Source organism: Limnobacter sp. MED105, assembly GCF_000170915.1.
In the GTDB taxonomy this organism is placed as follows: Bacteria; Pseudomonadota; Gammaproteobacteria; order Burkholderiales; family Burkholderiaceae_B; genus Limnobacter.
Map to the genome: position 1 here is coordinate 221,299 of NZ_ABCT01000001.1, position 26,069 is coordinate 247,367.

Consider the following 26,069-nt stretch of genomic DNA (forward strand, 5'->3'; position numbering starts at 1 on the left):
AAGTAGTATGCAGGTGTTGTGGTTCAAACGGGATTTGCGTTTAAGCGACCACATGCCGCTGTTTGAGGCCATGCGCAATGCCAAGCACCACGGCTTGGTGTTGCCCCTTTACATTCACGAACCCAGCCAAATTTTAGATGCGCACACAGCGCGCCAGCACCAGTTGTTTGTGCATGAATGCCTGGACGACTTGCAGCAACAGTTCGCCAAGGTAGGCGGCTACTTGCACGAAGAACTGGGCGAAGCAGTCGATGTATTGGCCGCCTTGCACGCCCAATTCAAATTCACCCACCTGTGGGCGCACCAGGAAACCACACAGTTTGCACAGTACCAACGCGACCGCGCCGTTGCCGCGTGGTGTAAAAGCGAGGGTGTGGTGTTTCACGAATTGCCGCAAAACAATGTGCAACGAGCCCGGGGTAACAAGGCGGACTTTCAAACTTACTTGAATCGCGCTGCGCAAGAAGAAATCAAGAACCCGGCTGGGCGCAATCTGCAGGCTTTTTTCGCACCCAGGCCACCCCCTGTTTTGAAGCGTTGCAATGTGCCCAATGCAGCCGGGGAAGACAAACCCCTGCGCATGAAGGGGGGGCGAACACAGGCACGCGCAGTGGCTGCCAAATTCTTCACCCCAGCAAAACTGAAAAGTTACCCCTTCTCCATTTCCAGCCCCTTGAAAGCCTGGAATGGTTGTTCGCGCCTGTCGCCTTACCTGGCCTATGGTGTGGTTAGCGACCGCGAGGTGCTGCAAAAACTGAACGCGCTGGTGAACACCGTGCACGGGCAGGGTGATTCGGTCTTGATTTCAAAAGTAGAAGATGCTGCCCGGTTTTATGTGGACAGGCTGATTTGGCGGCAAGGCTATTTGCAGCAGCTGGAAAACCACACAGGTCTGGAAACCGATGCTTTTTACGGTGATGAGCCTGCAGAAGTGAATCAGGAATTTCTGAACGCCTGGCAGCATGGCCGCACAGGCTTTGCCTACATCGACGCTTGCCAGCATTTTCTACAACAAACCGGCTGGCTGAATATGCGGGCGCGGGCCACGCTGGTGTCGTTCGCATGCGTGCAACTTGGCCTGCCTTGGCAGCCTGTGGCTTTGTATCTGGCACAGCAGTTTCTGGATTTCGAGCCTGCCATCCATTACGGGCAGGTGCGCATTGCCTCAGGCACTAGTCACTTTTCACAAATGCTGGTGTACGACCCATTGAAGCAGCAGGCCGAGCAAGATCCCAAAGGAGAGTTTGTAAAGCGCTGGTTGCCTGGGTACGGCACGGCCGGTTACCCGGCGCCCATCATCGACAATGCGGAATCGCTGAAGCAGGGCAAGGCACGTTTGCATGCCATGCGGCAGAACAGGCTTTTATAACTTGGTATTCCCCCGAAGCCCCGCACTGACATAGTCATGGAACAGCCTGCGCATTTCCTTAGGCCCGTCAGCCTGCGTGGCCAGTGGCAGCAAGGCTTTGTCATGTATCACCATGGAAAAGTCGGCCAGGCCATGAATGGCTGTGTTCACCGCCAAATGGATTTTGAATCGCAGTTGAGTTTCCGAATACTGCGGCAACATCTTGAGCAAAGTAGGTGCGAACACGGCCATGTAAGGATTGAAGAAGCGGGTCAAAAAGCGTTGCCCCTGTTCGCCGGTTTGCCAGGTCAGACGCGACAAAAACTGAATACAGGTGGCCCCGGTTTGCCCACTGGCGAACAGTCTCAGAAATGGGTCAAAAATCAGTTCGCTTAAGGCTACCAATTCCTTGTGTTCGGGCAAGCCGCGCACAAATTCTGCATGGGCCTGCTTGCAATACACATCCAGTTGGGCATTCACAAACTCCACGACTTCTTCCACCAATTTGTCTTTGGTCTTGAAGTGATAGTGCACCGCCGAGCGGTTGCTCTGACCCGACAATAGGCGAATACGGCTCAATGTAACCCCTTCGATGCCGTGCTGCGCAAATTCATTCAGTGCAATCCGTAATAGCTGTTCCCGAGTATCAACAACAGGTGCGGCGTCGGCAGGTTTGTTCATGTGTTTGTTTTTGTGAGTAATTTTCCACTTGCCTGATTTAATACCTTGGTATTAATCTAGAGTGATTAAATACAATATAACCATAAAATCAGGAGACATGCGTGAAACTTTCACAAGTATTCACCGCAGCAATCACTGGCCTTGCACTGGCCGTGTTGGGGGCTTGTTCGTCTGAAGACGCACGCACAACAGCCAACCCGGCTGCTTCGCCTGCGGCCAGTGGCAATGTGCTCAGCAGCGAGTCACTGCTGCAAGCCATGGGTGGCACTGAAACTCCTCTGGGTTTGGGTTGCGGCTGGATTGCTGCAAGCGATCCTGACAAAGCCAATATTGCGTTTCCCGACAGCGAAGCCAAATACTGGGTGGCTGCAGCGCCTGTTTCACCGCAAACAAGGTTACGAATTGATGGTCGCTACCCCGATGCACGTTACTTTTCCTACAACGCGTATGATGCAGCCCTTCGCCCAACCGACGCGGTGGCCGACTTTGAGTTGACCCCCACAGAAAACGGTCGCGAGGGCAACCCGTTTGCGCGCAAGGGTGCCCAGCCCGGTGGGGCCTACACGGCTTATCTTGAATATGGTCCCTCCCCGGTTCAAAATCCGGATGTGCAGCGCAAGCCCAATACCTTTTACACGGGCGAAATTGGCCTTGGCCCGCTGAACATTCCGAACGCCCTGGCCGTGTTTATCTACCGCGTGTATGTGTCGAACACTGGCGAGTTTTTTGATGGCGGTGTGGGCTTGCCCACCTTGACGCTTGAAACTGCAGATGGCAGCCGCGAACTGGGCACCCTCCCGAACTGCGCGGAACCGTTGTTGCCCAATGCGGGCGGTGCTTTGCCAACCTTGGGTTTGAATGAACTGTTGTTGAGTCTGGATTACCCCAACCAACTGGCTCTGCCTTTTCCCACAGCCACCAATCCACCAAACACGCTGAAGTTTTTTAGCCTGGGTGACACCGCATTCCGAATTATGGGCAATGTGACCGGGCAAGACACCAGCATGCTGGGTGGCCGGGTTGATTCCGGTTCAGGCGGCTTTTTAAGCAATGTACACAATGCCTATACCAGCACTGGTTTTGCGCGGCGCTATGGCAGTATTGCCATGGTGCGCGCCAAGGCACCCACGTATCGCGGCCAGCCGGGCGTAGAGTTTGGGCAAGAGCAGTTGCGTTACTGGTCGTTGTGCGGCAATGAATTTGCAACCCAACGTTTCACAGATTGCGCGGCCGACTTTCAGGTGCCACTGGATGAGCAGGGATTTTTCACGGTGGTGATTTCCGACCCGGCCGACCGGCCTGCCAATGCCACTGCCGAGAACGGATTCTTGTGGTTGCCTTGGGGCCCGTATCCTGATCAACTGCTGTTGTATCGCCACATGCTTCACAACCCGGAATTTGAAGAGGCCATACAAAATGTGGACAAGGGTGTTGCATTGGCGGAGGTGATGAAAGATTTCGCGCCTGTCGGCATTTATTGCGACCCAAACGTTTTTACACAAAGCAATCGCAGTGGCGAGGTGTTCGCCCTGTGTGAACAAGATCAAAACACCAATCGATAAAACTATCCACAAGGAGACAACGAAATGGCAGTGCAAAAGTTGAAACACGGGTTGCTGGCCGCAGCAATCGTTTTGGGGAGTGGTGCAGCGCTGGCCAATGACCTGTCTGAACTGGGCAAAAGCCTGACCCCGGTGGGTGCCGAGAAAAAAGGGAACGCTGCGGGCACCATTCCTGACTGGACCGGTGGTTTGAACACCGTGCCCAAGGGCTTCAACCCTGAAACCGGCTACGTTGATCCCTTCGCTGGCGAGAAGCCCCTGTTCACCATTTCCTCAGCCAACATGGCCCAGTACGCGGCCAACCTGACACCTGGCCAGATGGAAATGATGAAGCGTTACCCCACGTACAAAATGAATGTGTACAAAACACACCGCACTGCGGCTTACCGCCAGAGTGTGTACGACGCGGCCAAGGCTGAGGCACCCAATGTGAAGCTGGTGGATGGTGGTAACGGCGTGGAAGGCATCAAGAAATCCAATATTCCGTTCCCTGTACCCAAGAGTGGTGTTGAGGTCATCTGGAACCACAACTTCCGCGATCTGGGTGGTTCAGTAACCCGTTACTCAGCAGACTTCCCGGTGCAGTCCGATGGTTCGTTCACTGTGGGCAAGCGAATCGAAACAGTGGCCTTGGCTTCTTACATGGACAATCCTGAAGAGAACCGGATTCTGTACTTCATGAACCAGATCACTGCACCTGCCAATTCAGCCGGTGAAGTGGCATTGGTGCACGAACCAATTAACCAGGTGGCAGAGCCTCGTTTGGCCTGGCAATACAACCCCGGACAACGCCGCGTAATTCGCGCACCTGAATTGGCCTATGACTCACCCGGCATTGGCGCCGACGGCTTGCGGACCAACGACGACTTGAACGGCTTCAACGGTTCACCTGACCGTTACGAGTGGAAGTTGGTGGGCAAAAAAGAAATGTATGTGCCCTACAACAATTATCAAATCGCCGACCGCAACCTGAAGTACAAGCAGATCATTCAGAAGAACCATGTGAACCCCGACTACATTCGCTATGAGCTGCACCGTGTGTGGGTGGTGGAAGCCACGTTGAAGCCTGGCAAGCGCCACATTTATGCCAAGCGGGTGTTCTACATCGATGAAGATTCTTGGGCTGTGTTGCATGCCGACCAGTACGACAGCCGCAACACCTTGTGGCGTGTTCGTGAAGTGTATGGCGTACAGGCATACCATGTGCCTGCATTCGCTGGTACAGGTGAAGTGTTGTACGACTTGCAGTCGCGCCGCTACCTGGTGGGCGGTTTGACCAACGAAGAAAAGTTTGCCGAGTTTGGCAAGAAGTACTCGCCTGCTGACTTCTCAACGGCCGCCCTACGCCGTATGGGTCGTTAATCCAGCAGTAATCAGCGATAATCGCGGTTTGAATGTTTCAAACCGCGAGTCGCCCCATGGCCCTTCGAGCCACTGTTTACAAAGTTCAACTGGATGTGTCCGACCTGGACCGCAACCACTTCGCCCAATACCCGCTTACGCTTGCATTGCACCCTTCTGAAACCGAAGAGCGCATGATGGTTCGTCTTTTGGCGTTTGCCATGCATGCTGGGCAAGATGTTCAGTTCGGCAAAGGGTTGTCAGCGGAAGATGAGGCTGCGGTTTGGGAAGTCGACCCCACCGGGCAAATCAAGGTGTGGATTGATGTGGGCCAGCCCGATGAAAGCCGGATTAAAAAAGCCTGTGGTCGTTCAGACCGCGTGGTGATTTACTGCTATACACGTTCCGCAGAGGTGTGGTGGAAGCAGAACCAGGACTGGCTGAACAAACTGGACAAGGTGCAGGTGCTGCAACTGAGCGCGGAAGATGGCGCAACGCTTGCCGGGCTGGCCCAACGCAACATGAATTTGGCCTGCACCATTCAGGAAGGCATGGTGTATTTGGGCGAGGCGGCTGTGCAGCCGGTCACCCTGAAAAACACATCCTTATAGGGAGGCAGTATTGCATGTACTTCAACACCTCAAAAATCAGCCCTCGCGAAAACTATCAGTTGTTAACTGGCGCCGTGGTGCCCAGACCCATTGCATGGGTGAGCACGCTGAGTGAAAGCGGCGTTGCAAATCTGGCACCTTACTCATTTTTTACCGTGGCCAGTTGCAAACCGCCCGTGCTGTGCGTGGTGCAGGTGAACCCACGCGACCGTGCCGAGAAAGACACCTTGAGCAATTTGCAAGCCACACGCGAATGTGTGGTGAACATTGTCAGCCACGTATTGGTGGATGCGATGAACACCAGTTGCGGTGACTACCCTCCCGAAGTGGATGAGTTCGACAAAGCAGGTTTGAGAAAATCGCTGAGTAAAGCCGTAACCGTACCCGGTGTGGAAGACGCACTGGTGCGCTTTGAATGCAATTTGCGCGAGGTCAAACTGATTGGCGAGGGTGCACTGGGCGGCTCAATGATGCTGCTGGACGTGTTAGGTGTTGAAGTCAATGACTCAGCCATGCGCGCTGGCCTGATTGCCAACGACCTGCTGGACGCCGTGGGCAAGCTTGCGGGCGATGGCTATTGCACCACCCGCAGCAATTTTGATTTGGCACGACCAAAGATTTCTTAGTGTTAAGCGGCTGAACGCGCTTTCAACAAAGGCAGCGAGGCCACCAAATCAGCGAAGCGCTGGCCTTGCACCATCACATGGCTGCGCAGCAATTCATTCGCGGTGTCGCCGTCTCCGGCCAGAATGGCCTTCACGATTGCATCGTGTTCATCTAGCGAAGTGGGAATACGGCCGCGCACGCGCAGTTGCAAGCGGCGGTAGGGGCGCAGCCTTCTGCGAAGTCCCCAAGCTTGTTCCATCAAAAACTCATTGTGGCTGCCACGGTAAATGACACCGTGAAACTTGTCATTGAGCTGGTAGTACTCGTCGGGGTCGCCACCTTTTTGCATGGCTGCCTTGCATTCCTCATGCGTGGCCACCAATTCCTGTTGTTCTTCATCGGTCAAACGGCGGGCGGCAAGGCGGCCGCACATGCCTTCGAACTCACCCATCACTTCAAACATTTCGACTAACTGCTGGGCGCTGAATTGCGCCACCACGGCGCCCCGGCGTGCGCGCAACTCAACCAGGCCGGCGGTGGCCAGTTGGTTCAAAGCCTCTCGAATGGGGGTTCGGGACACGCCAAAGCGTTCTGCCAACTCGGTTTCGTCCAGGTGTTCGCCGGGCGGCAGCTTGCCGAAAGCGATCAGTTCTTCGATTTGGTCCCGGACGTCTTCTGACAGTTTTTTCTTCATGGGGCGATAAAAAAAATGAATCAGCGTTATTGACAATGTATACGACCGCAATTAGTCTTGTATACAAGAAATCAAATAACGCATGCAAAATGCGATGCTCTAAATACAATCATAAGAGAGCACAGGCCCAAACACAATCAGTTTCGGCAAACCCTCGAGGAGACAGGAATGAATCACGCAGCTGGCGCGGTCAAAGCGCTCGCATTTGATGTTTTTGGCACGGTTGTAGACTGGCGTGGCAGTGTTGCACGCGAAGTCGCGATGATTGCCAAACACCTGAACATTCAGGTGGATGCTTTGGCGTTTGCCGATGCCTGGCGTGCCGGTTATGCACCGGCCATGGACCGGGTGCGCAAGGGTGAGCTGCCCTGGATGCACATTGACAGCCTGCACCGCATGATTCTGGATTCCATTGTTGAACAGTTTGGCCTGGGCCAACTGAACGATGAACAGCGCAACAACCTGAACCAGGTGTGGCATCGCTTGAGTCCCTGGCCCGACACGGTGGCCGGCCTTCACGCCCTGAAAAAACAATTCACGATCACCACCCTTTCCAACGGCAATTTTTCACTGCTTACCGCCATGGCGAAAAACGCAGGTTTGCCTTGGGACTGCATAGTGTCGGCGGAGCTGTTCAAGCACTACAAACCCGACCCCGAAACCTATCACGGCGTAGCCGGTTTGCTGAATTTGCCCATTGAGCAGGTGATGCTGTGCGCCAGCCATCCCAGTGATTTACGCGCCGCCAAGGCACAAGGCATGCGCACTGCCTATGTCATGCGTCCCTTTGAATTTGGCGAACACGTGCCCTTGCCCAAAGTTGAGGCGGGTGAATTTGATTTCGTAGCACAAGACTTTGTGGACCTGGCTCGCCAGTTGGCAACCTAGGCCCACCTACACGGAGCATTGAATGAGCAAGATTTACCGGATTGGCCAGATTGTGCCGAGTTCAAACACCACGATGGAAACTGAAATTCCCGCCATTTTGCGGGCCCGTGAAGCGGTGGAAGCAGAACGTTTCACTTTCCATTCCAGCCGCATGCGCATGCAACATGTGACCAAGGAAGAGTTGGCCAAAATGGACGCCGATTCAGACCGCTGCGCACTGGAGTTAGCCGATGCCCGCGTGGATGTGCTGGGTTATGCCTGCCTGGTGGCCATCATGAGCATGGGCCTGGGTTATCACAAAAAATCAGAAGAACGTTTGCACGGCCGTACTGTGGAAGCGGGTGGCCCGGCGCCGGTTGTGACCAGCGCAGGTGCACTGGTCGATGGTTTGAAAGCGATTGGCGCCAAGAAAGTGGCGATTCTGACGCCTTACATGAAGCCGCTGACGCAACTGGTTGTGGATTACATCGAGCACGAAGGCATTGAGGTGCTTGACAGCATTTCGCTGGAAGTGTCGAACAACCTGGAAGTGGGTTTGCTGAACCCATTGGCCCCGGTTGAGCACACCAAGAAACTGAACACCGCCAATGTGGACGCCATTGTGGCCTCGGCTTGTGTGCAGATGCCGTCGCTGGCCTCCATTCAGCAAATCGAGGACCGCGCGGGTATGCCCGTATTGTCTTCTTCGGTGGCAACGACTTACATGATGTTAAAGAAATTGGGTCTTAAGACCTATGCCCCGGGTTTCGGCTCGCTGTTGTCCGGGAAATATTGAACGAACCCAGAAATTTCGTTCGGATGTGGAAAGCGTTTGCGAATCACTCACCTGATTCAACAACGTTCAATTAAAAAGCAAGAGAGGAGACTTACTCATGCGCAAGTTTTTTAAACCCCTGTTGGTCGGTGCGACCGTGGCTGCATTTTCAATGGGTGTGAGCACCCATGCACTGTCCGCTCAAACCATTAAGATTTCACACCAGTTTCCAGGCGGCACCATTGACGAGGGCGATTTCCGTGATCGTCTGGTTCGCAAATTTGCTGCTGAAGTTGAGAAGCAAACCAAGGGTGAATTGAAGTTCGAGATTTTCCCGGCCAGTTCGTTGGTAAAAACACGCGCTCAATTCGCAGGTTTGCAAAAGGGCTCACTGGACATGACTTTGTATCCATTGGCCTATGAAGGCGGCAAGATTCCCGAAGTCAACATTACCTTGATGCCCGGCATGGTGACCAGCTATGAGCAGGGTCAGCGCTGGAAAGGCGCGCCGATCGGCAAGGCCCTCGAGAAGAAGCTCGAAGACAACGGTGTGAAGATCATTTCCTGGGTCTGGCAAGCAGGCGGTATCGCGGCCAAGTCCAAGATTGTTGAACCCAACGATGTGAAAGGTGTAAAAATTCGCGGCGCGGGCAAGAACATGGATTTGATGTTGAAGGCCGCGGGTGGATCAATCACCAACATTCCGTCGAACGAGGTGTACAACGCGATGCAAACCGGCGTTCTGGATGCAGGTGTTACCTCGAGTACATCCATCATTTCTTTCCGTTTGGAAGAAGTGGGCGATCACCTGACATCTGCCCGCAAAAATACTTTCTGGTTCATGTTCGAACCTTTGTTGATGGCGAAATCAACGTTTGATCGTTTGACACCAGCGCAACAAAAAATCGTGATGGATGTAGGCGCAAGCCTGGAGCAGTTCGGTATTGATGAGTCCAAGAAGGATGACTTCAAAGCCGCTGAAATCTGGGAAAAAGCAGGCAAAAAAGTGTACGACATGGACGACGCGGCCTTCGCCAAGTTCCGTACCGTGGCCAAAGACTCTGCATGGGCCCAGTTCGCCAAGGACGTGGACGATGGCCAGAAGTGGATCGACATGGCCGTGGATGTGAAGTAATTCCACACTCAGCCTTTTGTCTTCGGGCGGGTTTGCGAATTGTCGTGAACCCGCTCGGGTCAAACCCGGAGAATAATTATGATTTCAGGTGCTTGGCAAGGTTTCTGCCGCGCAGTCAAGGCATTCAACAAACTGATGGCCTACCTCTCGGCGGTGCTCATTGTGGTGTGCGCCTTGGTGCTGATGTACGAGGTGATCACCCGTTACGTCATTTCAGTGTCCAATGACTGGGTCATTGAGTTGTGTATTTTCATGTTGATTGCCGCCACATTCATGTCGGCCGCACACACCCAGCGCGAGCGCGCGCATGTGGGTATCGAAATTCTGGATGAAGTCATGTCCGCAAAATGGACGCGCGTGCGTATGTTGTTGGGTGATTTGCTGTCGCTCGGGTTTTGCACAATTGTGGCTTTTCTATCGTGGGAATTTTTTCACGAGGCCTGGGAGGGCGGTTGGGACAGCGGTTCCACCTGGGGGCCGAAGTTGTGGATTCCTTATTTGTTCATGGCCTTGGGCATGAGCCTGTTGTCGCTTCAATTTGTGATTCAAATCATTGAAGGATTTACAGGTAAACCCATTGAAAAAACCGCTCACGGCGCAGGAGAATAAACATGGGGACGATGGAAATCGGGCTGCTGTATACAGCCCTTACCCTGGTGTTGCTGTTTTCGGGTATGCCAATCGCGTTCGCGTTGGGTTCGTCAGCAGTGATTACGATGTATTTTTTTATGCCACCCGCCAACATTGATTTCATTGCTGAAACAATTTTCGGCGAGCTGGACAATTTCACTTTGCTCACCATCCCCTTGTTTATCTTAATGGGGGCCGCGATTGGTAAAACAAGGGCTGCGGTCGATTTGTACGAGGCCTCCTACCGCTGGCTTTATAAAATGCCAGGCAGCTTGGGTGTAGCCAACGTGGTGGGTTGCACCATTTTCTCGGCACTCTGTGGCTCAAGCCCTGCAACCTGTGCGGCCATTGGCGGCATGGGCATTCCTGAAATGCGCAAACGTGGTTACACCGGTGCCTTGGCTTCCGGGCTGATTGCTGCAGGCGGCACATTGGGCATTTTGATTCCACCCAGCATTACCTTGATTATTTACGGTGTGATTGCTGAGCAATCCATTGGTGAGTTGTTCATTGCAGGTATTATCCCGGGCCTTTTGCTGGCAACGTTGTTTGCGGTATATGTGGTGTTTCAGTATGTGCGTGATCGTCACAAATGGATGCAGACTGCATCGCCAGAAGAAATTGAGGCGGTGTCCAGAAAAGAAACATTCACATTCCGTGAAAAGATGGAAGCCTTGCCCCGCTTGGTGCCGTTCCTGCTGCTGATCACCGTAATCATGGTGGCCATGTATGGTGGATTCGGCACACCTTCCGAGGTGGCTGGTGTGGGTGCATTTGGTGCGATGGTGTTGGTCGCTGCTTTGTATGGCTGCTACAAGTGGGAAGACATCAAATACATTCTGTCGGGCGCCGCACGTGAAAGCTGCATGATCATGATGATCATCGCCATGGCCTTTTTGTTCACCTATGTAATGAGCTATTTGCGTATTAGCCAGAGCATGGCGGAATGGCTGGTGGCACTGGAAATGTCAAAGTGGGCCCTGCTGTTTTGGGTGAATATTTTGTTGTTGGTGCTGGGTTTCTTCCTGCCGCCTGTGGCCATTATTCTCATGATCACGCCAGTAATTTTGCCCCCCATGATGGCCGCAGGTTTTGATCCAATCTGGTTCGGCATCGTCTTGACCATCAATATGGAACTGGGCTTGATTACACCGCCCGTGGGCCTGAACCTGTTTGTAATTAATGGCATTGCGCCTGATATCAAGTTCGGTGAAATTTTGCGGGGCATTCTGCCATTCATCGCAATCATGGTGTTGTACATCGTGTTGCTGGCAGTGTTTCCAGAGATCGTTCTTTGGTTGCCCGACATGTTCTATGGCGATTAATCACAGGAACTGACAATGAATTTATCAGAAAAAAACTGGCGCCAAGGGCAACAATCCAAGGCGGCCCGGTTGGGCCGCGCTTCCCACCTTGCCGGGGGCAATTCTGGCAAGGTGGTCAAGGCGGACCAGACCGTGGCTTTGCTTGAAAGTGTGATTGAGCCGGGCGACCGGGTTTGCCTGGAAGGCAATAACCAAAAGCAGGCGGATTTTCTGGCGCAGTGTTTGGCCAAAGTGAACCCGCAACAGGTGCATGATTTGCACTTGTTGCAGTCGGTGGTGGCTTTGCCTGAACACACAGCCTTGTTTGACAAAGGCATTGCCAAAGAAATCGACTTTTCGTTTTCGGGTCCACAAGGTGCGCGCCTGGCCAACCTGGTGGCAGCCGGAAAAATCAAGATCAATGCGATTCACACTTACCTGGAATTGTTTGGCCGTTACTTCGTCGACTTAACGCCCAACGTGGCCTTGATTGCTGCAGAAGCCGCCGATGCACAGGGCAATTTGTACACCGGCCCGAATACCGAAGACACGCCTGCGATTGTAGAAGCCGCTGCATTTAAAAACGGCATTGTGATTGTGCAGGTCAATGAAATACGCGACACCTTGCCGCGTGTGGATGTGCCTGCGGATTGGGTGGATTTTGTAATACAGGCACCGCGCCCCAATTACATTGAACCGCTGTTCACGCGCGACCCTGCGCAAATTTCAGAAATTCAGGTGTTGATGGCGATGATGGTGATCAAGGGCATTTACGCCGAGTACGGTGTGAAGCGTTTGAACCACGGCATTGGATTCGACACTGCAGCCATCGAACTGCTGCTGCCCACCTATGGCGAGCAATTGGGTTTGAAAGGAAAAGTTTGTACCAACTGGGCGCTGAACCCGCACCCTGCGTTAATACCTGCGATTGAAGCCGGTTTTGTACAAAGCGTGCACAGCTTCGGTAGCGAACTGGGCATGGAAAAATACATTGCCGCAAGGCCCGATGTGTTCTTCACCGGGGGCGATGGCAGCATGCGCAGCAACCGCGCTTTTTGTCAGGCAGCAGGACACTACGCCTGCGACCTGTTCATTGGCTCAACCTTGCAAATTGACACCTATGGCAACAGCAGTACGGCCACCAAGGGTCGAATTGCCGGTTTCGGTGGCGCACCCAATATGGGCGCAGATGCACGTGGCCGCAGACATGAAAGCGAAGCCTGGGTGAAAGCAGGCCGTGAAGCGCAAGCCAACCCAGAACACATGCCGCGTGGCCGCAAGCTGGTGGTGCAAATGGTTGAAACATTCCGCGAGCACATGGCGCCCGCATTTGTTGAACGCCTGGACGCTTGGGATTTGGCCGACAGCATGGGTTTGAACAACCCGCCCGTGATGATTTTTGGTGACGACGTAACCCACATTGTGACCGAAGAAGGCATTGCGAATTTGCTGTTGTGTCGTGGCGAGGAAGAACGCGAGCAAGCCATTCGTGGCGTGGCGGGCTACACCGAAGTGGGCATGGCCCGCGACAAAAAGAAGGTGGAAGAACTGCGTGCGCGTGGCGTGATCAAACGCGCCGAAGACCTGGGCATTGCCCGGCGCGATGCCACGCGCGATCTGTTGGCCGCGAAAACCGTGAAAGACTTGGTGCGTGCTTCGGGCGGTTTGTACAACCCGCCTAGCCGCTTCCGCAATTGGTAAGGGGCTTTCATCATGAGTATGGAACAACTGAAATACAACTTACCCAGCAAGGCGCAGCCCACAAATCGCGATGCCGTGCTGGTGGGCGTCACTGCCAGCGGCAACTGCGAAGTGTTGCTGGAGAAAGGCGAGGATACCGCGCAGTGTTCAGTGGACATTCAAACCTCCGCACGCGGTTTCGGGCAAATTTGGCAAGCCGTACTGGCTGATTTCGCAGAGCGAAAAAATGCAGGCGGTTTGAAAATTGAAATTCACGATGTGGGCGCAACACCGGCTGTGGTCAGCCTGCGCCTGGACCAAGCCATTGAGGCATGGGAGAACCAGCATGGCCAATAGTTTTCTGGAAGCCAGTGCACGCGAGCGTGTGCAGGCCGTGTGCGACGCAGGCAGTTTTCAGGAAATCCTGAAGCCCTCCGATCGCATCAGCAGCCCGCACATGGCGCTGCTTGAGCAACCGGTTGCATTTGATGATGGTGTGGTCATTGGGCGAGCCACTTTGGGTGGTGCACCTGTGCTGGTGGCCGCCCAGGAAGGTGAGTTTCTGGGCGGTGCCATTGGCGAAGTGCATGGTGCAAAAATAACCGCACTCATTGCCAAAGCCGTAAAAGAAAAACCCCGTGCAGTGCTGTTGATATTTGAAAGCGGAGGCGTGCGTCTGCATGAGGCCAATGCCGGATTAATCGCAGTGTCTGAAATCATGCGTGCCGTGTGTGCAGCCCGTGCACAAGGCATTCAATTCATTGGTTTGATCGGTGGCGCAGCGGGTTGCTTCGGCGGTACTGGCCTGATTGCCCGTTGCTGCGATGTACTGATCATGTCCGAAGAAGGGCGCCTGGCCATGTCGGGCCCGGAGGTGATCGAAACCGTGTATGGCGTGGAAGAATTTGATTCACGTGACCGTGCACTGGTGTGGCGTGTGAGTGGGGGCAAGCATCGTTATGTGATGGGAGATATTCAAGCCTTGGTGGCCGATGAAGTGGATGCATTTCGAAACGCTGCTTTGGCTGCACTCGATTCCGGCAAGGTGAGTTTTGACCTGGAGAATCTGGAAGCCGAGCATGCCATGTTGACGCAACGGCTTGAGCAGTTTGGTGACTGCCGCGATGCCAAGGAAATTTGGCAACGCTTGGGGCTGCCTAGTGCCGAAGAGCTGGCATTGATGCCCGCTGATGAATTTGTGCGCGCAACAAGCGTTGCACGCGATGTGGCAAGGGGTGCGCAATGAACCGGGATCAAGTGTTAAACGCATTGTTCGCCAGCGGCTGGAAAGCAGAGTATCTGGAGGCAGATCATTTCTATGGCCGAGCAACTGTCGGCAATCAGCAGGTGACCGTAATTGGCACTGCTGAAAAAGCCGAGGTGGGTGCCGACATGGCCCTGACCATGGCGCGCGTGGTGATTGAAACCATCAAGCAGCGCCCGGGCGAGCCCATTGTGTTTTTGCTGGACACGCAGGGGCAACGCCTTCGCCGCCGCGATGAACTGATGGGTTTGAATGGCTACATGGCACACTTGGCGAAGGCGGTTGAACTGGCACGCCAGCGTGGCCATGTGATCGTGAGTGTGGTGTACGGCGAAGCAGTCAGTGGCGGGTACATCAGCACCGGCATGATGGCCGATGCCTGCTATGCCTTGTCTGATGCAGAAATCAAAGTCATGAATTTGCCGGCGATGTCGCGCATCACAAAAATTCCTTTGGACCATTTGCAAGAACTGGCCAAACAGTCGCCCGTGTTTTCGCCCGGCGTGGAAAATTATTTGCGCATGGGCCATCTTGACGCAGTGTGGCAAGGCGACTATGCCGCGCAACTGGCCGCAGCAATTGCTGGTTTGCAAGCCAAATCGCGTGAAGACATTGGCAAAGACCTCCGCATTGCGCGGGGCGTTGAACGCGGTGGCAGAAAGGCTGCAGGCGTAGTGATTGAGCGTGTTCTGGCCAATTGACGACAAGCCCATAAGCACCACATGATCACTTTCAATCGCCATGATCTGGTTTGGCTACACATTGATTCGGTCAAGCATGCCGAGTATGCCGGCCCGCTGCCCATGGAACCCATCAGCGCTTTGTCGCTGTTGCACCGCTGGGTACTTGGCCGCTACCCGCTAATTGTGGCGCGTCAGGATGAGGTGTTACCCAATTGCCTGCGGGTGGGTTTGGCTGAGCCCGCGGCTTGGGGAAAGCGGCGATTGTCGTTCGTTGTCAATGTTCAAGGCATTCAAAAGCATCAGCAAGGGCCTGGCTTTGGTGCCGTGCTGCCTCAATTGCCGCAGCATTGGCAAGCCGGCGCTGGTGCCTTGCAGCGGTTTCTGGATCAGCAGCACATTGCTGCGCATGTCTATGGTTCAAGCGCTGTGCAGGTGTTAACCGGTTTGCCGTGCCTCACTGAAAACTCCGATCTTGATGTGCTGTTCAAACCAGTGAGTTGGTTTGAAGCCGAGACACTGTGCATTTTTCTGAATGCCCTTCAAACCGAATATCCCGAGTTCAAAGTCGATGGCGAGGTGCTGAACCCGAGTGGCCAGGCTGTGCAGTGGCGAGAACTCTTTCAAGGGCTTCGAAATGTAGATTCGCAGTTGCTTTGTAAAAGCAATCACGCTGTGAAACTAGTTACATTGGCGACGTATCAGCAGGGCTTTCAATGCCCGATCGGGAGTGCTGCATGAAGGAACTGGTCGCGCGAATCGATGCAGCGGCGTGTGACGCCCTTCGGCAGGAAGTGGACCTGGAGTACAAGCCAGGCTTGGTGTGCCCTGGCAACAATGGCAGCCATGCCGACATGAACTGCGCCACTTTCCACCGCAGTATTGATGCTTTGCGGGGGTATTTCGGATCCTGTTTTGCAGCGGGCATTGAGGGTGCAGAATTCAGAACATTGCAGGCGCATGGTTTGGCTGCCGAGAAAGCCATGTTCAAGGCCACAGGGGGCGTAAACACCCACAAAGGCGCCATTTTCCTGATGGGTTTGCTGGCGGGTGCAGCGGGTGCCCAGTTTCGCGAACACGGTTGTTTCGAGCCGATCAGCCTGGGCCGGTTGGTGGCTGCCAAATGGGGCGTGAATATTTTGTTGGCAGGTGTGCAAGACCAGGTTCAACACCTGGATGCGCCCACACATGGGCGGTTGGTAAAAGACGCCTTTGGCTTGCCAGGTGCCCGCGAGCAAGCCGCCGAGGGTTTTCCGGTGCTGTTTTGGACCACGGTGCCCCAGCTGTGTTGGGCCTTGTCCGAGGGTATTTCACCCGAACAGGCGCAGTTGCATGCCCTGGTGTGCACCATTGGCAAACTGCCCGACACCAACCTTGCACATCGTGGTGGCTTGAAAGGTTTGCAGTGGGCCCAAAGCCGGGTTGATCAATTTCTGGCAGAGGGTGGTGTATTTGCGCCGGGCTGGCGAAGCAGGGCACAGCACCTGTGTGCGCAGTTTGAATCGCAATGGTTAAGCCCGGGCGGCAGCGCCGATTTATTGTCTGCCGCGCTGTTTGTGCAAGCGCTGGTGCAAGTCAATTCAGAGCTGCCCAACTTCATGGTGGCCCGCTGATGACCTTGTGTATTTTGTGCCCGGGGCAGGGTAGCCAAACTGTTGAAGTGTTGCCGCGTTTGTTGGCCGAGCCCTTGATTGCGCCGCACCTTGAACCTTTGTTGGCAGCCATGCCTTTTGATGCCATGGCGGTGTCGCAGAATTCCGAACTGTGCTTTATGAATGCGCATGCCCAGCCCCTGATTGTTGCTGCAGGCGCAGCTGTGGCGAATGCACTGAAAGCACAAGGCAAACATGCGAATTTAAGCGCTGGTTACAGCATTGGTGAACTGACCGCCCACGTGGTGGCAGGCAGTGTGCAGGCTCTGGATGGCATTGATTTGGCTGTGAGGCGCGCACAGTGCATGGACCGCGCTGCACCGGCTGCTTACGGCATGATGGCCGTGAAGGGTGTTCGCATTGACAAACTCAATGCGCTGGCACAAGAACATGGCTTGGCTGTGGCGATTGTGAATGATGAACAACACGCAGTGTTGGCCGGCCCCAAGGCTGTGATGAAGTCCATTTGCAAAGGTATGGAGCGCGAGCTGGGTGCGCATGTGGTGCATCTGAATGTGCAAGTGCCCTCGCACACACCGTGGTTGAAGGATGCCAGTGCCGAATTTAAAAGTGCGCTGGAAGCAGCCGGTTGGCACGGATTCAATTGTCCGGTACTCAGTGCGCTGGACGGCAGTCCTGTAGAGAGTCGTGATGGCGCAATTGATTGCCTTGCACGTCAAATTTCAGAGCCCCTGCAGTGGGCACGCACACTGGACTTGGCCGCCGAGATGGGTGCCACGGTTTACTTCGAAGTGGGGCCTGGCAATACGCTGACCCGCATGGTGCGTGAACGGTTTCCGAATGTGCAGGCACGTTCTTTGTCCGAGTTTCAAACCTTTGAAGGCGCATTGAATTGGTTGACCTGAACGCAGCGCTGTTCGCTGAAATTTTTACAGTGCAGGCTGTTGCTGCGTACATTGCCATTGGTGTGGTTGCCGGTTTTCTGGCGGGCCTATTGGGTGTGGGCGGCGGCAGTGTGTTGGTGCCCGCGCTGGTGTGGGCCTTCAAACTGGCCGCCTTGCCGGGGCAGTGGCATTTCCGTTTGGCGCTCGGCACTTCCATGGCCACCATTCTGTTCACCTCGGTGTCCAGTGTGCGCTCGCACCACTTGCATGGCGCTGTGCGTTGGGATGTCGTGAAAAATTTCATCCCCGGTATTCTGCTGGGCACCTTGTTTGGTACTTTCCTGGCACGGCATGTTTCTACCACTTTCCTGATTGTGTTCTTTGCCCTGTTCATGGGGCTGGCCTCGTTTCAAATGTTCTTTGAATACAAGCCCAAACCGGGCCGTGTATTGCCGGGGCGCAACGGGCAAATGGGCGTAGCCACCTTCATTGGTACGGCGTCCTCACTGGTTGCAGTGGGCGGTGGCGCGCTTACCGTACCGTTTTTGGTGTGGTGCAATGTGTCGATTAAAAATGCAATTGGCACGGCCTCGGCCATGGGTTTTCCAATTGCCCTGGGCGGAACCATTGGTTTCATTTTCAATGGCTGGACAGCACCGGGCCTGCCCACAGGCAGCCTGGGTTTTGTATACACACCCGCCTTGCTGTTCACGGTGGTGGCCAGCGTGTTGCTTGCCCCGTGGGGTGCGCAGGCGGCTCACATTTTGCCGGCACCTTTGCTTCGAAAAGTGTTTGCAGTGGTGGTGTTTGGCATTGCTGTGAATATGATGTGGGGTGTGTTTTAGGCGGTGTTGTAAACGCATCAGGTTTTGCCCACGTTAGCCTTACTTGATGAAACAAAGCAGCACGAGGCAATACACATGAAAAAAACCAGTTTGTTGATGTTGGGTTTGACCACGCTTTGCGCGCAACCTTTGGCTTTTGCACAAACTGATTCTGCACAGAAAGGTTTGCCAGCGCTGATCCAGGTGGCAACAGCCAATACTTTGGTGCTTGAAACCAAAGCCAGCGGAACCATTGAATACCAGTGCAGCAAAGAAAAAGACCCGCTGACCACTTACAAGTGGAGCATGGTTGGCCCGAAAGCCGAACTGAGCGATGAGGGCGGTGAGAAAGTGGGCGATTACTCTGGCCCGCCCGCACGTTGGAGCCACAAAGACGGCTCGTTTGTCACCGGCTCGCAAGTGGCTGTGTCGCCCAATGGCAGCAAAAACATTCCCCTTCAACTGGTGAAAGCCGACGTTTCTGGCGGTCTTGGTGCCTTGACTGCGATCAGTTATATACAGCGCGTGAAAACACAGGGTGGTGTTGCACCTGCCAAAAAGTGCTCAGCTGACAATGAAGGAGAAAAAGCCGAGGTGGACTACAAGGCGCAGTACCGGTTTTGGAAGGCGAATTGAATGGCAGAGGTCGCCGCACAGTGATCCGGTTTCTACGCAGATTGACTGTGCGAGCGAATGGTCTGAGTACTTTACTCGGCCAGTTTACGCATTTCACTAATCAAATCGGCTTTGTATTCAAAGCCGATGCCTGCCAGTTCGGGCAAGGTCACGTAGCCGTTTTCAACTTTTACTCCGTCGGGAAATCCGCCATAGGGTTGAAACAGATCTGGATACGATTCATTGCCCCCTAAACCCAGGCCCGCCGCAATGTTCAATGACATCTGGTGCCCGCCATGGGGAATGCAGCGGCTCGCAGACCAGCCATGTTCTTTAAGCATGTTCAGTGTGCGCAAGTATTCAACCAAGCCATAGCTGAGCGCGCAGTCAAATTGCAACCAGTCGCGATCAGGGCGCATTCCGCCGTGGCGAATCAGGTTACGTGCGTCTTGCATGGAGAAAAGGTTCTCGCCGGTGGCCATTGGGTTCTTGTAGTAATTGCGCAGTGTGGCCTGCAATTCGAAATCCAGCGGATCGCCCGCTTCTTCATACCAAAACAGGTCGTATTGCGACAGTGCCTTCGCATATTTAATGGCAGTATCCAGATCAAAGCGGCCATTGGCATCCACAGCCAGTTTCTGGCCATCTTGAAGAACGCTCAGGATTGAGTCGATTCGGCGCAAGTCTTCATCCAGCGAAGCACCGCCAATTTTCTTCTTCACAACCGTGTACCCACGGTCGATGTAACTGCGCATTTCATCTTTCAGTTTCTCGTGGTCTTGGCCTGGGTAGTAATATCCGCCAGCGGCATACACGAAAATTTTGCGATTCGCTTCGCCATTCCCGTAGCGATCTGCAAGCAGCTGAAACAAAGGTTTGTCGGCAATCTTTGCCACGGCGTCCCACACAGCCATGTCGATGGTACCAATGGCCACAGAACGCTCGCCGTGCCCACCTGGCTTCTCGTTGGTGAACATGCAATTCCAGATTTTGTGTGGATCCAGGTTACTTCCGGTGTCATCAAGCAGCGTTGCGGGATCTGCTTCCATGATTCGCGGAATGAATCGTTCGCGCATCAACTTGCCCTGGCCATAACGGCCGTTTGAATTGAAGCCATAACCAATCACGGGTTTTCCGTTGCGAATTACATCGGTCACCACTGCAACCAGACTCAGCGTCATTTTGCTGAAGTCGATGTACGCATTTCGAATTGGCGAGCTGATCGGTATGGTCTTCTCGCGGATTTCAACTATTCTCATTTTGCATCTCCCTTGTTGTGCGAAGGCCAGAAATTCGGCTTCAGTGGTACAAGAATAGTTTTAAGTTTATGCTGTGTGTTTAACCCATTATTTAAATCATTATTAAGCTTTGCTTAAAACTGCGACTTTTTCCGAACTGGAGTTTTTCGTGCTTCTCAACAGGTTGGGAAGCTTGTCGGCTGCTGCCCGGGCCATGAACATCACGCCCCCAGCGGCAACAATGCGGCTTGCGTCGATGGAGAAGCGGCTTGGCGCGCGATTGTTAAATCGGAGCACTCGAAAAATCAGCCTGACCCCGGAAGGAGAAATCTATCTTCAGCATGCAATTCGCCTGGTTGCGGAACTGCAGGAGCTGGATGAGTTAATTCTGGACAGTCGGCGAGCGCCGCGCGGTATTCTGCGCGTGAATGCGCCGCTGGGTTTTGGTCGCACCATCATTGCGCCCTTGGTGTCGGAATTCACTTCAGAATACCCAGAGGTCGAAATTCAACTTGAGGTAACAGATCGCCCGATTGATCTGATTGAAACCGGTTTTGATTTGGCCATTCGTTTTGGGGAGTTGCCGGACAATCGCATTAATGCCCGCCGAATCATGTCAAACCGTCGGTTCATGTGTGCGGCGCCTGCTTATCTGGAAAAGCATGGTGTGCCCAAAACACTGGCGGATTTGACCAAACATCGCTGCATCGTGCATCGGCAAAATGATGATGCCTATGGCGTGTGGCGTTTTCTGGTGAATGGACAAACCGAGTTCGTGAAAGTACACAGTGCACTGTCAAGCAATGATGGCGACATTGTTCAAGGATGGGCTCTTGATGGGCAAGGTATTGTGATTCGTTCGGAATGGGATGTGACCAAGTACCTTGAAAGTGGCCGATTGCGCCGGGTTTTGCCGGCGTTTAAGTTGCCCAGTGCCGACTTGTATGCCTACTACCCCAGCAAACAAAACCAGGCTGCTCGGGTGCGGGTTTTTATCGATTTTCTGGTTAAGAAGCTTGCAGCGTAATGGCTAGAAAATCGGCCCCTCAGCTTGCTTGTTTAACGTTCGCTCCCAACAAAGCCTCAAATGCCAATGCGGCATTGCTCAACGGCCTGTGTGGCAAGCGCAGCCTGAACAAGGGGCGTTCCATTTTTCCTGAACCCAATGCAAAGCGTTTTACCCGCCGCAAGGCAAGCTGATCACGTGCGGTAATTTTCGGCACAATGCCCACGCCGCAGCCCGCTGCCACCGCTTGAATAATGGCCTCGTTGCTGTTCATTTCCAATGTGCGCTGGGCTTGTATTCCCATGTTCAGCAGCAGTTGCTCCGCCACATTGCGGCTGCCTGAACCCTGTTCGCGCAGTATCCACACCTGCTGCTCCAGTTCGCGCTTGCGTATGCTGCTCTCGAAGCTGGGCGCAATGGCCACCATTTCCTCGGTGCGCCACAAACGCGTTTCGATTCGTTCGTCGTTCACTTCGCCTTCCACCAGGGCCACATCCACTTTGCAGTCCAACAACAGTTGGGCAACGCTTTCAGTGTTGGCGCCCACCACTTGTATGTCCACACCTGGGTGCTTGTCGGAGAACTTTTTCAAATAAGGTGCAAGCCAGTAGCTGGCCACCGTGGTGCTGGCACCCACAATCAGCCGCCCGCGTTCCAGGTTCTTGAAAGCACGCAGCACTTCGCTGGCCTCGCGCTCCATGGCGAACAAGCTTTTGCCGTAGTCGTACAACACCTGCCCAGCCTCGTTGGGTTTGAAGTACTTGCCTTGGCGCTCAAGCAGCAGGGTGTCCAGTTGCGATTCAAGTTCTCGCACAGCTTTTGAAACAGCAGGCTGGCTAATGCCCAGTTGGTCTGCCGCCTTGGTGAAACTGTTTTCCTCAACAGCACAGACAAATATTCGAAGCAAGTGCAGATTCATACATAACTCTAAGTTATGAATACAGGAATTTCATTGTCTATGGATATGAGAAAAAAAGCATCACCATAAGGTGTCTTTTTTGAATTCATGATTCATGCGCGTTCTTCAAGCCCCCAACACTGCTTTGCCTGTCGGCCTGCTTCTAAGCATGGTATTGGCGGCTTTTGCCTGGCTTGGAGCAGTGCAGGGTGGTTTGGCAGCATGGGGTTTGGGCCTGTTGCCACTGGCCATGTTTTTAGGCATGGCCTTGGGCAATGCTGCACCCGCATTGGCGCAGCACGGGCACGCCGGGTTTGGCTTTGCACGCCGCCATGTGATGCGCACCGGCATTGCCCTGTTTGGTTTCCAGTTGGGGTTTGCTGATTTGCTGGCAGTGGGTTGGGCAGGTGTATTGGCGGCGGTGTTTGTGGTGGTCAGCACTTTGGGCCTGGCAGCCTGGTTGGGCAAGCGCATGGGCCTGCAGGCCAGCAGCTTTTTGTTGATTGGCGCAGGCAGTGCAATTTGCGGTGGTGCCGCCATTGCTGCAGCGGATTCAGTGTTGCGTGCGCCGCCTGCAGCCACATCCGCTGCCTTGGGCACGGCGGTTGTGTTTGGCACACTCAGCATGTTTGCCATTCCGGGTTTTCAGTGGCTGTTCAGTTTGCAGGCCGATTTCACGGGCCTTTGGCTGGGCTTAAGTGTTCATGAGTTGGGGCATGTCGTGGCTGGTGCCGCCTTGGTGGGTGGTGAAGCACCCACATTCGCCTTGATCGAGAAAATGTTGCGCGTGGCTTTGTTGGCCCCGGCCATGGTGTGGCTGGCCTGGAGCATGGTGCGTGAACAGCGCAAGCAGGCGGGAGCTCCCTTAAGCAATGTCTCCATGCAGCCTCCTGTGTTTTTGTGGGGATTTCTATTGGCTGTGGTTTTGAAATCCACAGGTGTGCTGAATATTCAACTGGAAATCGCTTTGGTTGATTTGTCCCAGCTGCTAATGGCCACAGGCCTGGCGGCCTTGGGTGTGGGTACGCGCTGGGTTGATTTGCGGGCCGCAGGTTTGAAGGTGTGGGCCTTGGGCAGTGTGCTGTGCATTCACCTGTGGGCATCAGGTTTTGTATTGGTGCATGTGATTCAAAGCGGTGCTGCAACGCATTAATTTGGGTTGTGCAAAAAATTCAACCCTGTGCAAGTACACGTAATAAATAGGTAAAACGGTTAAAACGGCACTGCTACGGTGCAACAAAAGCTGGCACGGTCTATGCATATCATGACCTGTCATAACAAGTGTGATTCAGGCAGCAAACATGAGCGAGAAATCAGCGATCAAAGCAGTAGAAGAGCAGGCTTTCGATACGAATGTATCGGCATTGCCTTTGTATACCCAGGTGCGTGAAAAGTTGCGCAAATGCATTCTCGATGGCACGTATGCACCCCACACACAAATGCCTTCTGAAAGCCAGATGATCCGCATGTTTGGCGTAAGCCGAATCACGATTCGCCAGGCACTTGGCGACCTTCAAAAAGAAGGGCTGATATTCAAGGTGATGGGCAAGGGCAGTTTTGTGTCCAAGCCTAAAGCATTTCAAAGCCTGTCGCGCTTGCAGGGTTTTGGCGAGGCCATGTCGTCCTCGGGTTACGAAACATATTCGAACGTGCTCAGTGCCAAGTCTGTTGAAGCCACCGCGCAGGTGGCCAATCGCCTGCATGTCAAACCTGGTCAGCCTGTATTTGAAATTCAACGCCTGCGCTTTTTGAATCGCGAACCTATTTCAGTGGATGTCAGTTATTTCCCGATCGAGATTGGTGAAAAGCTGCTGCAGGAAGACCTGGCGGTTCGAGATATTTTCGCGATTCTTGAAAACGATCACGGCTACAACCTGACCCACGCCGATCTGCAAATTGAGGCGATTTCTGCGGATGAATCGCTGGCCCACCAACTGCGTGTGGACGAGGGCTGCCCCTTGCTGCGCATGGAACGAATGACTTACGCGGGCGACACGCCTATTGACTTTGAATACCTGTATTACCGGGGCGATGCATTCCAGTATCGCTTGCGCATCAACCGAACTTGAGGAGTGTGAACATGAAACGCATCGACTTGGAATACGACCTGGTAGTGATTGGTGGCGGCACAGGCGGCCCCATGGCTGCCGTGAAAGCGAAAGAACAAAACCCGAAGCTGCGCGTGCTGTTGGTGGACAAAGCCAACGTGAAACGCAGCGGCGCAATTTCCATGGGCATGGACGGGCTGAACAACGCGGTAATTCCAGGCCACGCCACAGCTGAACAGTATGTGAAGGAAATCACGATTGCCAACGACGGCATTGTGGACCAGGAAGGTGTGATGGCCTATGCCGCCAATAGCTTCGACATGATTCAAGAGCTCGACAAATGGGGCGTGAAATTCGAGAAAGATGAAACTGGCGACTATTCAGTGCGCAAGGTTCACCACTTGGGCAGTTATGTGTTGCCCATGCCTGAAGGCCACAACATGAAGCGCGTGTTGTACCGTCAGCTCAAGCGTACAAGGGTTGAAGTGACCAACCGCGTGGTGTGTACGCGCCTGTTGACCGGTGCGAATGGCGAGATCACAGGTGTGATGGGATTCGATTGCCGCACCGCAGATTTTTATGTCATTCGCTGCAAGGCCGCCATTATTGCAACCGGTGCCGCAGGCCGAATGGGCTTGCCTTCTTCCGGCTACTTGATGGGCACCTACGAGAACCCAACCAACTGCGGCGATGGCCACGCCATGGCCTACCATGCAGGCGCTGCACTGGCCAACCTGGAGTGCTACCAGATCAACCCGCTGATCAAAGACTACAACGGCCCGGCCTGCGCCTATGTAACCGGCCCGTTTGGTGGCTACACAGCCAACGCAGCCGGTGAGCGCTTCATTGAATGCGATTACTGGAGTGGCCAAATGATGATGGAGTTTTACCGCGAACTGCAAAGCGGCAACGGCCCTGTGTTCCTGAAGCTGGACCACCTGGCCGAAGAAACCATCAGCGAAATTGAAGTAATTCTGCACACCAACGAGCGCCCAAGCCGCGGCCGTTTCCACGAACAACGTGGCAACAACTACCGCAAGGAAATGATCGAAATGCATATATCCGAAATCGGATTCTGCAGCGGTCACAGTGCTTCAGGCATCTGGATTAATGCGCAAGGTGAAACATCCGTGCCCGGCTTGTACTCTGCCGGAGACTGCGCCAGCGTACCTCACAACTACATGCTGGGTGCATTCGTGTACGGAAAGATTTGCGGTGTAAATGCCGCTGCTTACTGCGCCGACAACACCTTGAATGAACTGGACGAAGCCCAGGTACAAGCCGAGCACGACCGCATTGAAGCGCCTCTGTTGCGCACCGATGGCCCCACACCCTTCCAGGTGGAATACAAAACACGTCGTTTGGTAAACGACTACTTACAGCCACCCAAAGTAACGCGCAAATACCAGATCGGTTTGCGCCGCATGGATGAAGTGCGCGCCGATGCTGCACAAATGGTGGCCACCAACCCGCATGAGCTGATGCGGGCCATGGAAACCCATTCGATTATCGACTGCGCAGAAATGGCGGCACGCGCCAGCCTGTTCCGCACGGAAAGTCGCTGGGGTCTGTACCACTTCAATGTGGATTACCCCGAGCGCGACGACAAAAACTGGTTCTGTCACACCCTGTTGTACAAGAACGAACAAGGCCAAATGGCCATGAAGAAAAAGGAAATCGAGCCTTACATTGTGCCCATCGATGAAAAGGAAATGGATGCTTACCAGCGCTTGCGCGTGGTCGGTGAAGCCGCTTGATTTGCCCC

27 protein-coding genes are annotated in these 26,069 nt (G+C 54.0%); 23 read left to right on the forward strand and 4 right to left on the reverse strand.

The window, feature by feature from the left end; all coding sequences use genetic code 11:
- The first annotated feature begins 7 nt into the window (after positions 1-7).
- Positions 8-1,369 (forward strand): FAD-binding domain-containing protein, encoded by a 1,362-nt coding sequence (locus LMED105_RS01000; RefSeq protein WP_008247308.1) that lies wholly within the window; start codon positions 8-10, stop codon positions 1,367-1,369.
- Here the strand turns inward: LMED105_RS01000 and LMED105_RS01005 are convergent.
- On the reverse strand, positions 1,364-2,029 hold the full coding sequence (locus LMED105_RS01005) for a TetR/AcrR family transcriptional regulator (RefSeq protein ID WP_008247309.1): 666 nt from the start codon (positions 2,027-2,029) through the stop codon (positions 1,364-1,366). The genes LMED105_RS01000 and LMED105_RS01005 overlap by 6 nt on opposite strands.
- A gap of 101 nt (positions 2,030-2,130) precedes the next feature.
- On the opposite strand from LMED105_RS01005, the gene LMED105_RS01010 reads away from it, so the two are divergent.
- From LMED105_RS01010 to LMED105_RS01025, 4 genes are read left to right on the forward strand one after another with little or no spacing between them, the layout of a single operon-like run.
- On the forward strand, positions 2,131-3,591 hold the full coding sequence (locus tag LMED105_RS01010) for a hypothetical protein (protein WP_008247310.1): 1,461 nt from the start codon (positions 2,131-2,133) through the stop codon (positions 3,589-3,591).
- 24 nt (positions 3,592-3,615) lie between these two features.
- The gene (locus LMED105_RS01015; protein WP_008247311.1) at positions 3,616-4,953 is read left to right on the forward strand and encodes a DUF1329 domain-containing protein; all 1,338 of its coding nucleotides are present in this window, start codon (positions 3,616-3,618) and stop codon (positions 4,951-4,953) included.
- A gap of 32 nt (positions 4,954-4,985) precedes the next feature.
- Positions 4,986-5,543, forward strand: a complete 558-nt coding sequence (locus LMED105_RS01020) for a YaeQ family protein (RefSeq protein WP_232222688.1) — start codon at positions 4,986-4,988, stop codon at positions 5,541-5,543.
- A gap of 14 nt (positions 5,544-5,557) precedes the next feature.
- Positions 5,558-6,169 (forward strand): flavin reductase family protein, encoded by a 612-nt coding sequence (locus LMED105_RS01025; protein WP_008247313.1) that lies wholly within the window; start codon positions 5,558-5,560, stop codon positions 6,167-6,169.
- A 2-nt stretch (positions 6,170-6,171) separates the two neighbouring features.
- On the opposite strand, the gene LMED105_RS01030 is transcribed toward LMED105_RS01025, so the two are convergent.
- Entirely contained in the window at positions 6,172-6,843 is a 672-nt protein-coding gene (locus LMED105_RS01030) for a GntR family transcriptional regulator (protein WP_008247314.1), read from the reverse strand.
- Positions 6,844-7,011: 168 nt separating this feature from the next.
- Here LMED105_RS01030 and LMED105_RS01035 point away from each other — a divergent pair, with 168 nt between their 5' ends.
- The 14 genes from LMED105_RS01035 to LMED105_RS01105 all read left to right on the forward strand — a co-directional run bounded on the left by LMED105_RS01035 (position 7,012) and on the right by LMED105_RS01105 (position 19,135).
- Positions 7,012-7,731, forward strand: coding sequence for a haloacid dehalogenase type II (locus LMED105_RS01035; protein WP_008247316.1), 720 nt, complete (start codon positions 7,012-7,014; stop codon positions 7,729-7,731).
- A 22-nt stretch (positions 7,732-7,753) separates the two neighbouring features.
- On the forward strand, positions 7,754-8,506 hold the full coding sequence (locus LMED105_RS01040; RefSeq protein WP_008247318.1) for an Asp/Glu racemase: 753 nt from the start codon (positions 7,754-7,756) through the stop codon (positions 8,504-8,506).
- A 97-nt stretch (positions 8,507-8,603) separates the two neighbouring features.
- Positions 8,604-9,620 (forward strand): TRAP transporter substrate-binding protein DctP, encoded by a 1,017-nt coding sequence (gene dctP, locus LMED105_RS01045; RefSeq protein ID WP_008247320.1) that lies wholly within the window; start codon positions 8,604-8,606, stop codon positions 9,618-9,620.
- 78 nt (positions 9,621-9,698) lie between these two features.
- The gene (locus LMED105_RS01050) at positions 9,699-10,229 is read left to right on the forward strand and encodes a TRAP transporter small permease subunit (protein WP_008247322.1); all 531 of its coding nucleotides are present in this window, start codon (positions 9,699-9,701) and stop codon (positions 10,227-10,229) included.
- 2 nt (positions 10,230-10,231) lie between these two features.
- Complete coding sequence (locus LMED105_RS01055) at positions 10,232-11,575, forward strand: TRAP transporter large permease (RefSeq protein WP_040512029.1); 1,344 nt, start codon at positions 10,232-10,234, stop codon at positions 11,573-11,575.
- 15 nt (positions 11,576-11,590) lie between these two features.
- On the forward strand, positions 11,591-13,255 hold the full coding sequence (gene mdcA, locus LMED105_RS01060; RefSeq protein ID WP_008247327.1) for a malonate decarboxylase subunit alpha: 1,665 nt from the start codon (positions 11,591-11,593) through the stop codon (positions 13,253-13,255).
- A 12-nt stretch (positions 13,256-13,267) separates the two neighbouring features.
- On the forward strand, positions 13,268-13,591 hold the full coding sequence (mdcC, locus tag LMED105_RS01065; protein WP_008247329.1) for a malonate decarboxylase acyl carrier protein: 324 nt from the start codon (positions 13,268-13,270) through the stop codon (positions 13,589-13,591).
- Entirely contained in the window at positions 13,581-14,480 is a 900-nt protein-coding gene (locus LMED105_RS01070; protein ID WP_008247331.1) for a biotin-independent malonate decarboxylase subunit beta, read from the forward strand. The genes mdcC and LMED105_RS01070 overlap by 11 nt, the downstream gene beginning before the upstream one ends.
- Complete coding sequence (mdcE, locus tag LMED105_RS01075; RefSeq protein ID WP_008247334.1) at positions 14,477-15,199, forward strand: biotin-independent malonate decarboxylase subunit gamma; 723 nt, start codon at positions 14,477-14,479, stop codon at positions 15,197-15,199. Before LMED105_RS01070 ends, mdcE begins: the two co-directional genes overlap by 4 nt.
- 21 nt (positions 15,200-15,220) lie before the next feature.
- Complete coding sequence (mdcG, locus tag LMED105_RS15970; protein WP_008247337.1) at positions 15,221-15,919, forward strand: malonate decarboxylase holo-[acyl-carrier-protein] synthase; 699 nt, start codon at positions 15,221-15,223, stop codon at positions 15,917-15,919.
- On the forward strand, positions 15,916-16,791 hold the full coding sequence (locus tag LMED105_RS01090; RefSeq protein ID WP_008247344.1) for a triphosphoribosyl-dephospho-CoA synthase: 876 nt from the start codon (positions 15,916-15,918) through the stop codon (positions 16,789-16,791). Before mdcG ends, LMED105_RS01090 begins: the two co-directional genes overlap by 4 nt.
- Positions 16,791-17,696: an acyltransferase domain-containing protein gene (locus LMED105_RS01095; protein WP_008247345.1), complete on the forward strand. Its 906-nt coding sequence runs from the start codon at positions 16,791-16,793 to the stop codon at positions 17,694-17,696. Before LMED105_RS01090 ends, LMED105_RS01095 begins: the two co-directional genes overlap by 1 nt.
- Complete coding sequence (locus LMED105_RS01100; protein ID WP_008247346.1) at positions 17,684-18,520, forward strand: sulfite exporter TauE/SafE family protein; 837 nt, start codon at positions 17,684-17,686, stop codon at positions 18,518-18,520. The genes LMED105_RS01095 and LMED105_RS01100 overlap by 13 nt, the downstream gene beginning before the upstream one ends.
- Before the next feature lie 75 nt (positions 18,521-18,595).
- Entirely contained in the window at positions 18,596-19,135 is a 540-nt protein-coding gene (locus LMED105_RS01105; protein ID WP_008247347.1) for a DUF3455 domain-containing protein, read from the forward strand.
- Between the two features lie 71 nt (positions 19,136-19,206).
- Here LMED105_RS01105 and LMED105_RS01110 read toward each other — a convergent pair whose 3' ends face one another.
- On the reverse strand, positions 19,207-20,373 hold the full coding sequence (locus tag LMED105_RS01110) for a mandelate racemase/muconate lactonizing enzyme family protein (RefSeq protein WP_008247348.1): 1,167 nt from the start codon (positions 20,371-20,373) through the stop codon (positions 19,207-19,209).
- Positions 20,374-20,482: 109 nt separating this feature from the next.
- Between LMED105_RS01110 and LMED105_RS01115 the strand changes: the two genes are divergently transcribed.
- The gene (locus LMED105_RS01115; protein WP_008247349.1) at positions 20,483-21,379 is read left to right on the forward strand and encodes a LysR family transcriptional regulator; all 897 of its coding nucleotides are present in this window, start codon (positions 20,483-20,485) and stop codon (positions 21,377-21,379) included.
- Between the two features lie 19 nt (positions 21,380-21,398).
- On the opposite strand, the gene LMED105_RS01120 is transcribed toward LMED105_RS01115, so the two are convergent.
- Positions 21,399-22,277, reverse strand: coding sequence for a LysR substrate-binding domain-containing protein (locus LMED105_RS01120; RefSeq protein WP_008247350.1), 879 nt, complete (start codon positions 22,275-22,277; stop codon positions 21,399-21,401).
- 94 nt (positions 22,278-22,371) lie between these two features.
- Here LMED105_RS01120 and LMED105_RS01125 point away from each other — a divergent pair, with 94 nt between their 5' ends.
- The 3 genes from LMED105_RS01125 to LMED105_RS01135 all read left to right on the forward strand — a co-directional run bounded on the left by LMED105_RS01125 (position 22,372) and on the right by LMED105_RS01135 (position 26,061).
- Complete coding sequence (locus tag LMED105_RS01125) at positions 22,372-23,409, forward strand: YeiH family protein (protein ID WP_008247351.1); 1,038 nt, start codon at positions 22,372-22,374, stop codon at positions 23,407-23,409.
- Between the two features lie 148 nt (positions 23,410-23,557).
- Positions 23,558-24,325, forward strand: a complete 768-nt coding sequence (locus tag LMED105_RS01130; protein ID WP_050771114.1) for a GntR family transcriptional regulator — start codon at positions 23,558-23,560, stop codon at positions 24,323-24,325.
- An 11-nt stretch (positions 24,326-24,336) separates the two neighbouring features.
- Entirely contained in the window at positions 24,337-26,061 is a 1,725-nt protein-coding gene (locus tag LMED105_RS01135; protein ID WP_008247353.1) for a fumarate reductase/succinate dehydrogenase flavoprotein subunit, read from the forward strand.
- The last annotated feature ends 8 nt before the right edge of the window (positions 26,062-26,069 follow it).

Excerpts from the sequence above, each read along its gene's own strand:
- mdcE (WP_008247334.1), top strand. The coding sequence starts at position 14,477 with ATGAACCGGGATCAAGTGTTAAACGCATTGTTCGCCAGCGGCTGGAAA.
- mdcA (WP_008247327.1), top strand. The coding sequence starts at position 11,591 with ATGAATTTATCAGAAAAAAACTGGCGCCAAGGGCAACAATCCAAGGCG.
- LMED105_RS01025 (WP_008247313.1), top strand. The coding sequence starts at position 5,558 with ATGTACTTCAACACCTCAAAAATCAGCCCTCGCGAAAACTATCAGTTG.
- LMED105_RS01000 (WP_008247308.1), top strand. The coding sequence starts at position 8 with ATGCAGGTGTTGTGGTTCAAACGGGATTTGCGTTTAAGCGACCACATG.
- LMED105_RS01050 (WP_008247322.1), top strand. The coding sequence starts at position 9,699 with ATGATTTCAGGTGCTTGGCAAGGTTTCTGCCGCGCAGTCAAGGCATTC.
- LMED105_RS01070 (WP_008247331.1), top strand. The coding sequence starts at position 13,581 with ATGGCCAATAGTTTTCTGGAAGCCAGTGCACGCGAGCGTGTGCAGGCC.
- LMED105_RS01110 (WP_008247348.1), bottom strand. The coding sequence starts at position 20,373 with ATGAGAATAGTTGAAATCCGCGAGAAGACCATACCGATCAGCTCGCCA.
- LMED105_RS01135 (WP_008247353.1), top strand. The coding sequence starts at position 24,337 with ATGAAACGCATCGACTTGGAATACGACCTGGTAGTGATTGGTGGCGGC.
- LMED105_RS01120 (WP_008247350.1), bottom strand. The coding sequence starts at position 22,277 with ATGAATCTGCACTTGCTTCGAATATTTGTCTGTGCTGTTGAGGAAAAC.
- mdcG (WP_008247337.1), top strand. The coding sequence starts at position 15,221 with ATGATCACTTTCAATCGCCATGATCTGGTTTGGCTACACATTGATTCG.
- LMED105_RS01125 (WP_008247351.1), top strand. The coding sequence starts at position 22,372 with ATGCGCGTTCTTCAAGCCCCCAACACTGCTTTGCCTGTCGGCCTGCTT.
- LMED105_RS01040 (WP_008247318.1), top strand. The coding sequence starts at position 7,754 with ATGAGCAAGATTTACCGGATTGGCCAGATTGTGCCGAGTTCAAACACC.
- LMED105_RS01005 (WP_008247309.1), bottom strand. The coding sequence starts at position 2,029 with ATGAACAAACCTGCCGACGCCGCACCTGTTGTTGATACTCGGGAACAG.
- mdcC (WP_008247329.1), top strand. The coding sequence starts at position 13,268 with ATGAGTATGGAACAACTGAAATACAACTTACCCAGCAAGGCGCAGCCC.
- LMED105_RS01030 (WP_008247314.1), bottom strand. The coding sequence starts at position 6,843 with ATGAAGAAAAAACTGTCAGAAGACGTCCGGGACCAAATCGAAGAACTG.
- LMED105_RS01055 (WP_040512029.1), top strand. The coding sequence starts at position 10,232 with ATGGGGACGATGGAAATCGGGCTGCTGTATACAGCCCTTACCCTGGTG.
- LMED105_RS01015 (WP_008247311.1), top strand. The coding sequence starts at position 3,616 with ATGGCAGTGCAAAAGTTGAAACACGGGTTGCTGGCCGCAGCAATCGTT.
- LMED105_RS01130 (WP_050771114.1), top strand. The coding sequence starts at position 23,558 with ATGAGCGAGAAATCAGCGATCAAAGCAGTAGAAGAGCAGGCTTTCGAT.
- LMED105_RS01105 (WP_008247347.1), top strand. The coding sequence starts at position 18,596 with ATGAAAAAAACCAGTTTGTTGATGTTGGGTTTGACCACGCTTTGCGCG.
- LMED105_RS01090 (WP_008247344.1), top strand. The coding sequence starts at position 15,916 with ATGAAGGAACTGGTCGCGCGAATCGATGCAGCGGCGTGTGACGCCCTT.
- dctP (WP_008247320.1), top strand. The coding sequence starts at position 8,604 with ATGCGCAAGTTTTTTAAACCCCTGTTGGTCGGTGCGACCGTGGCTGCA.
- LMED105_RS01095 (WP_008247345.1), top strand. The coding sequence starts at position 16,791 with ATGACCTTGTGTATTTTGTGCCCGGGGCAGGGTAGCCAAACTGTTGAA.
- LMED105_RS01020 (WP_232222688.1), top strand. The coding sequence starts at position 4,986 with ATGTTTCAAACCGCGAGTCGCCCCATGGCCCTTCGAGCCACTGTTTAC.
- LMED105_RS01035 (WP_008247316.1), top strand. The coding sequence starts at position 7,012 with ATGAATCACGCAGCTGGCGCGGTCAAAGCGCTCGCATTTGATGTTTTT.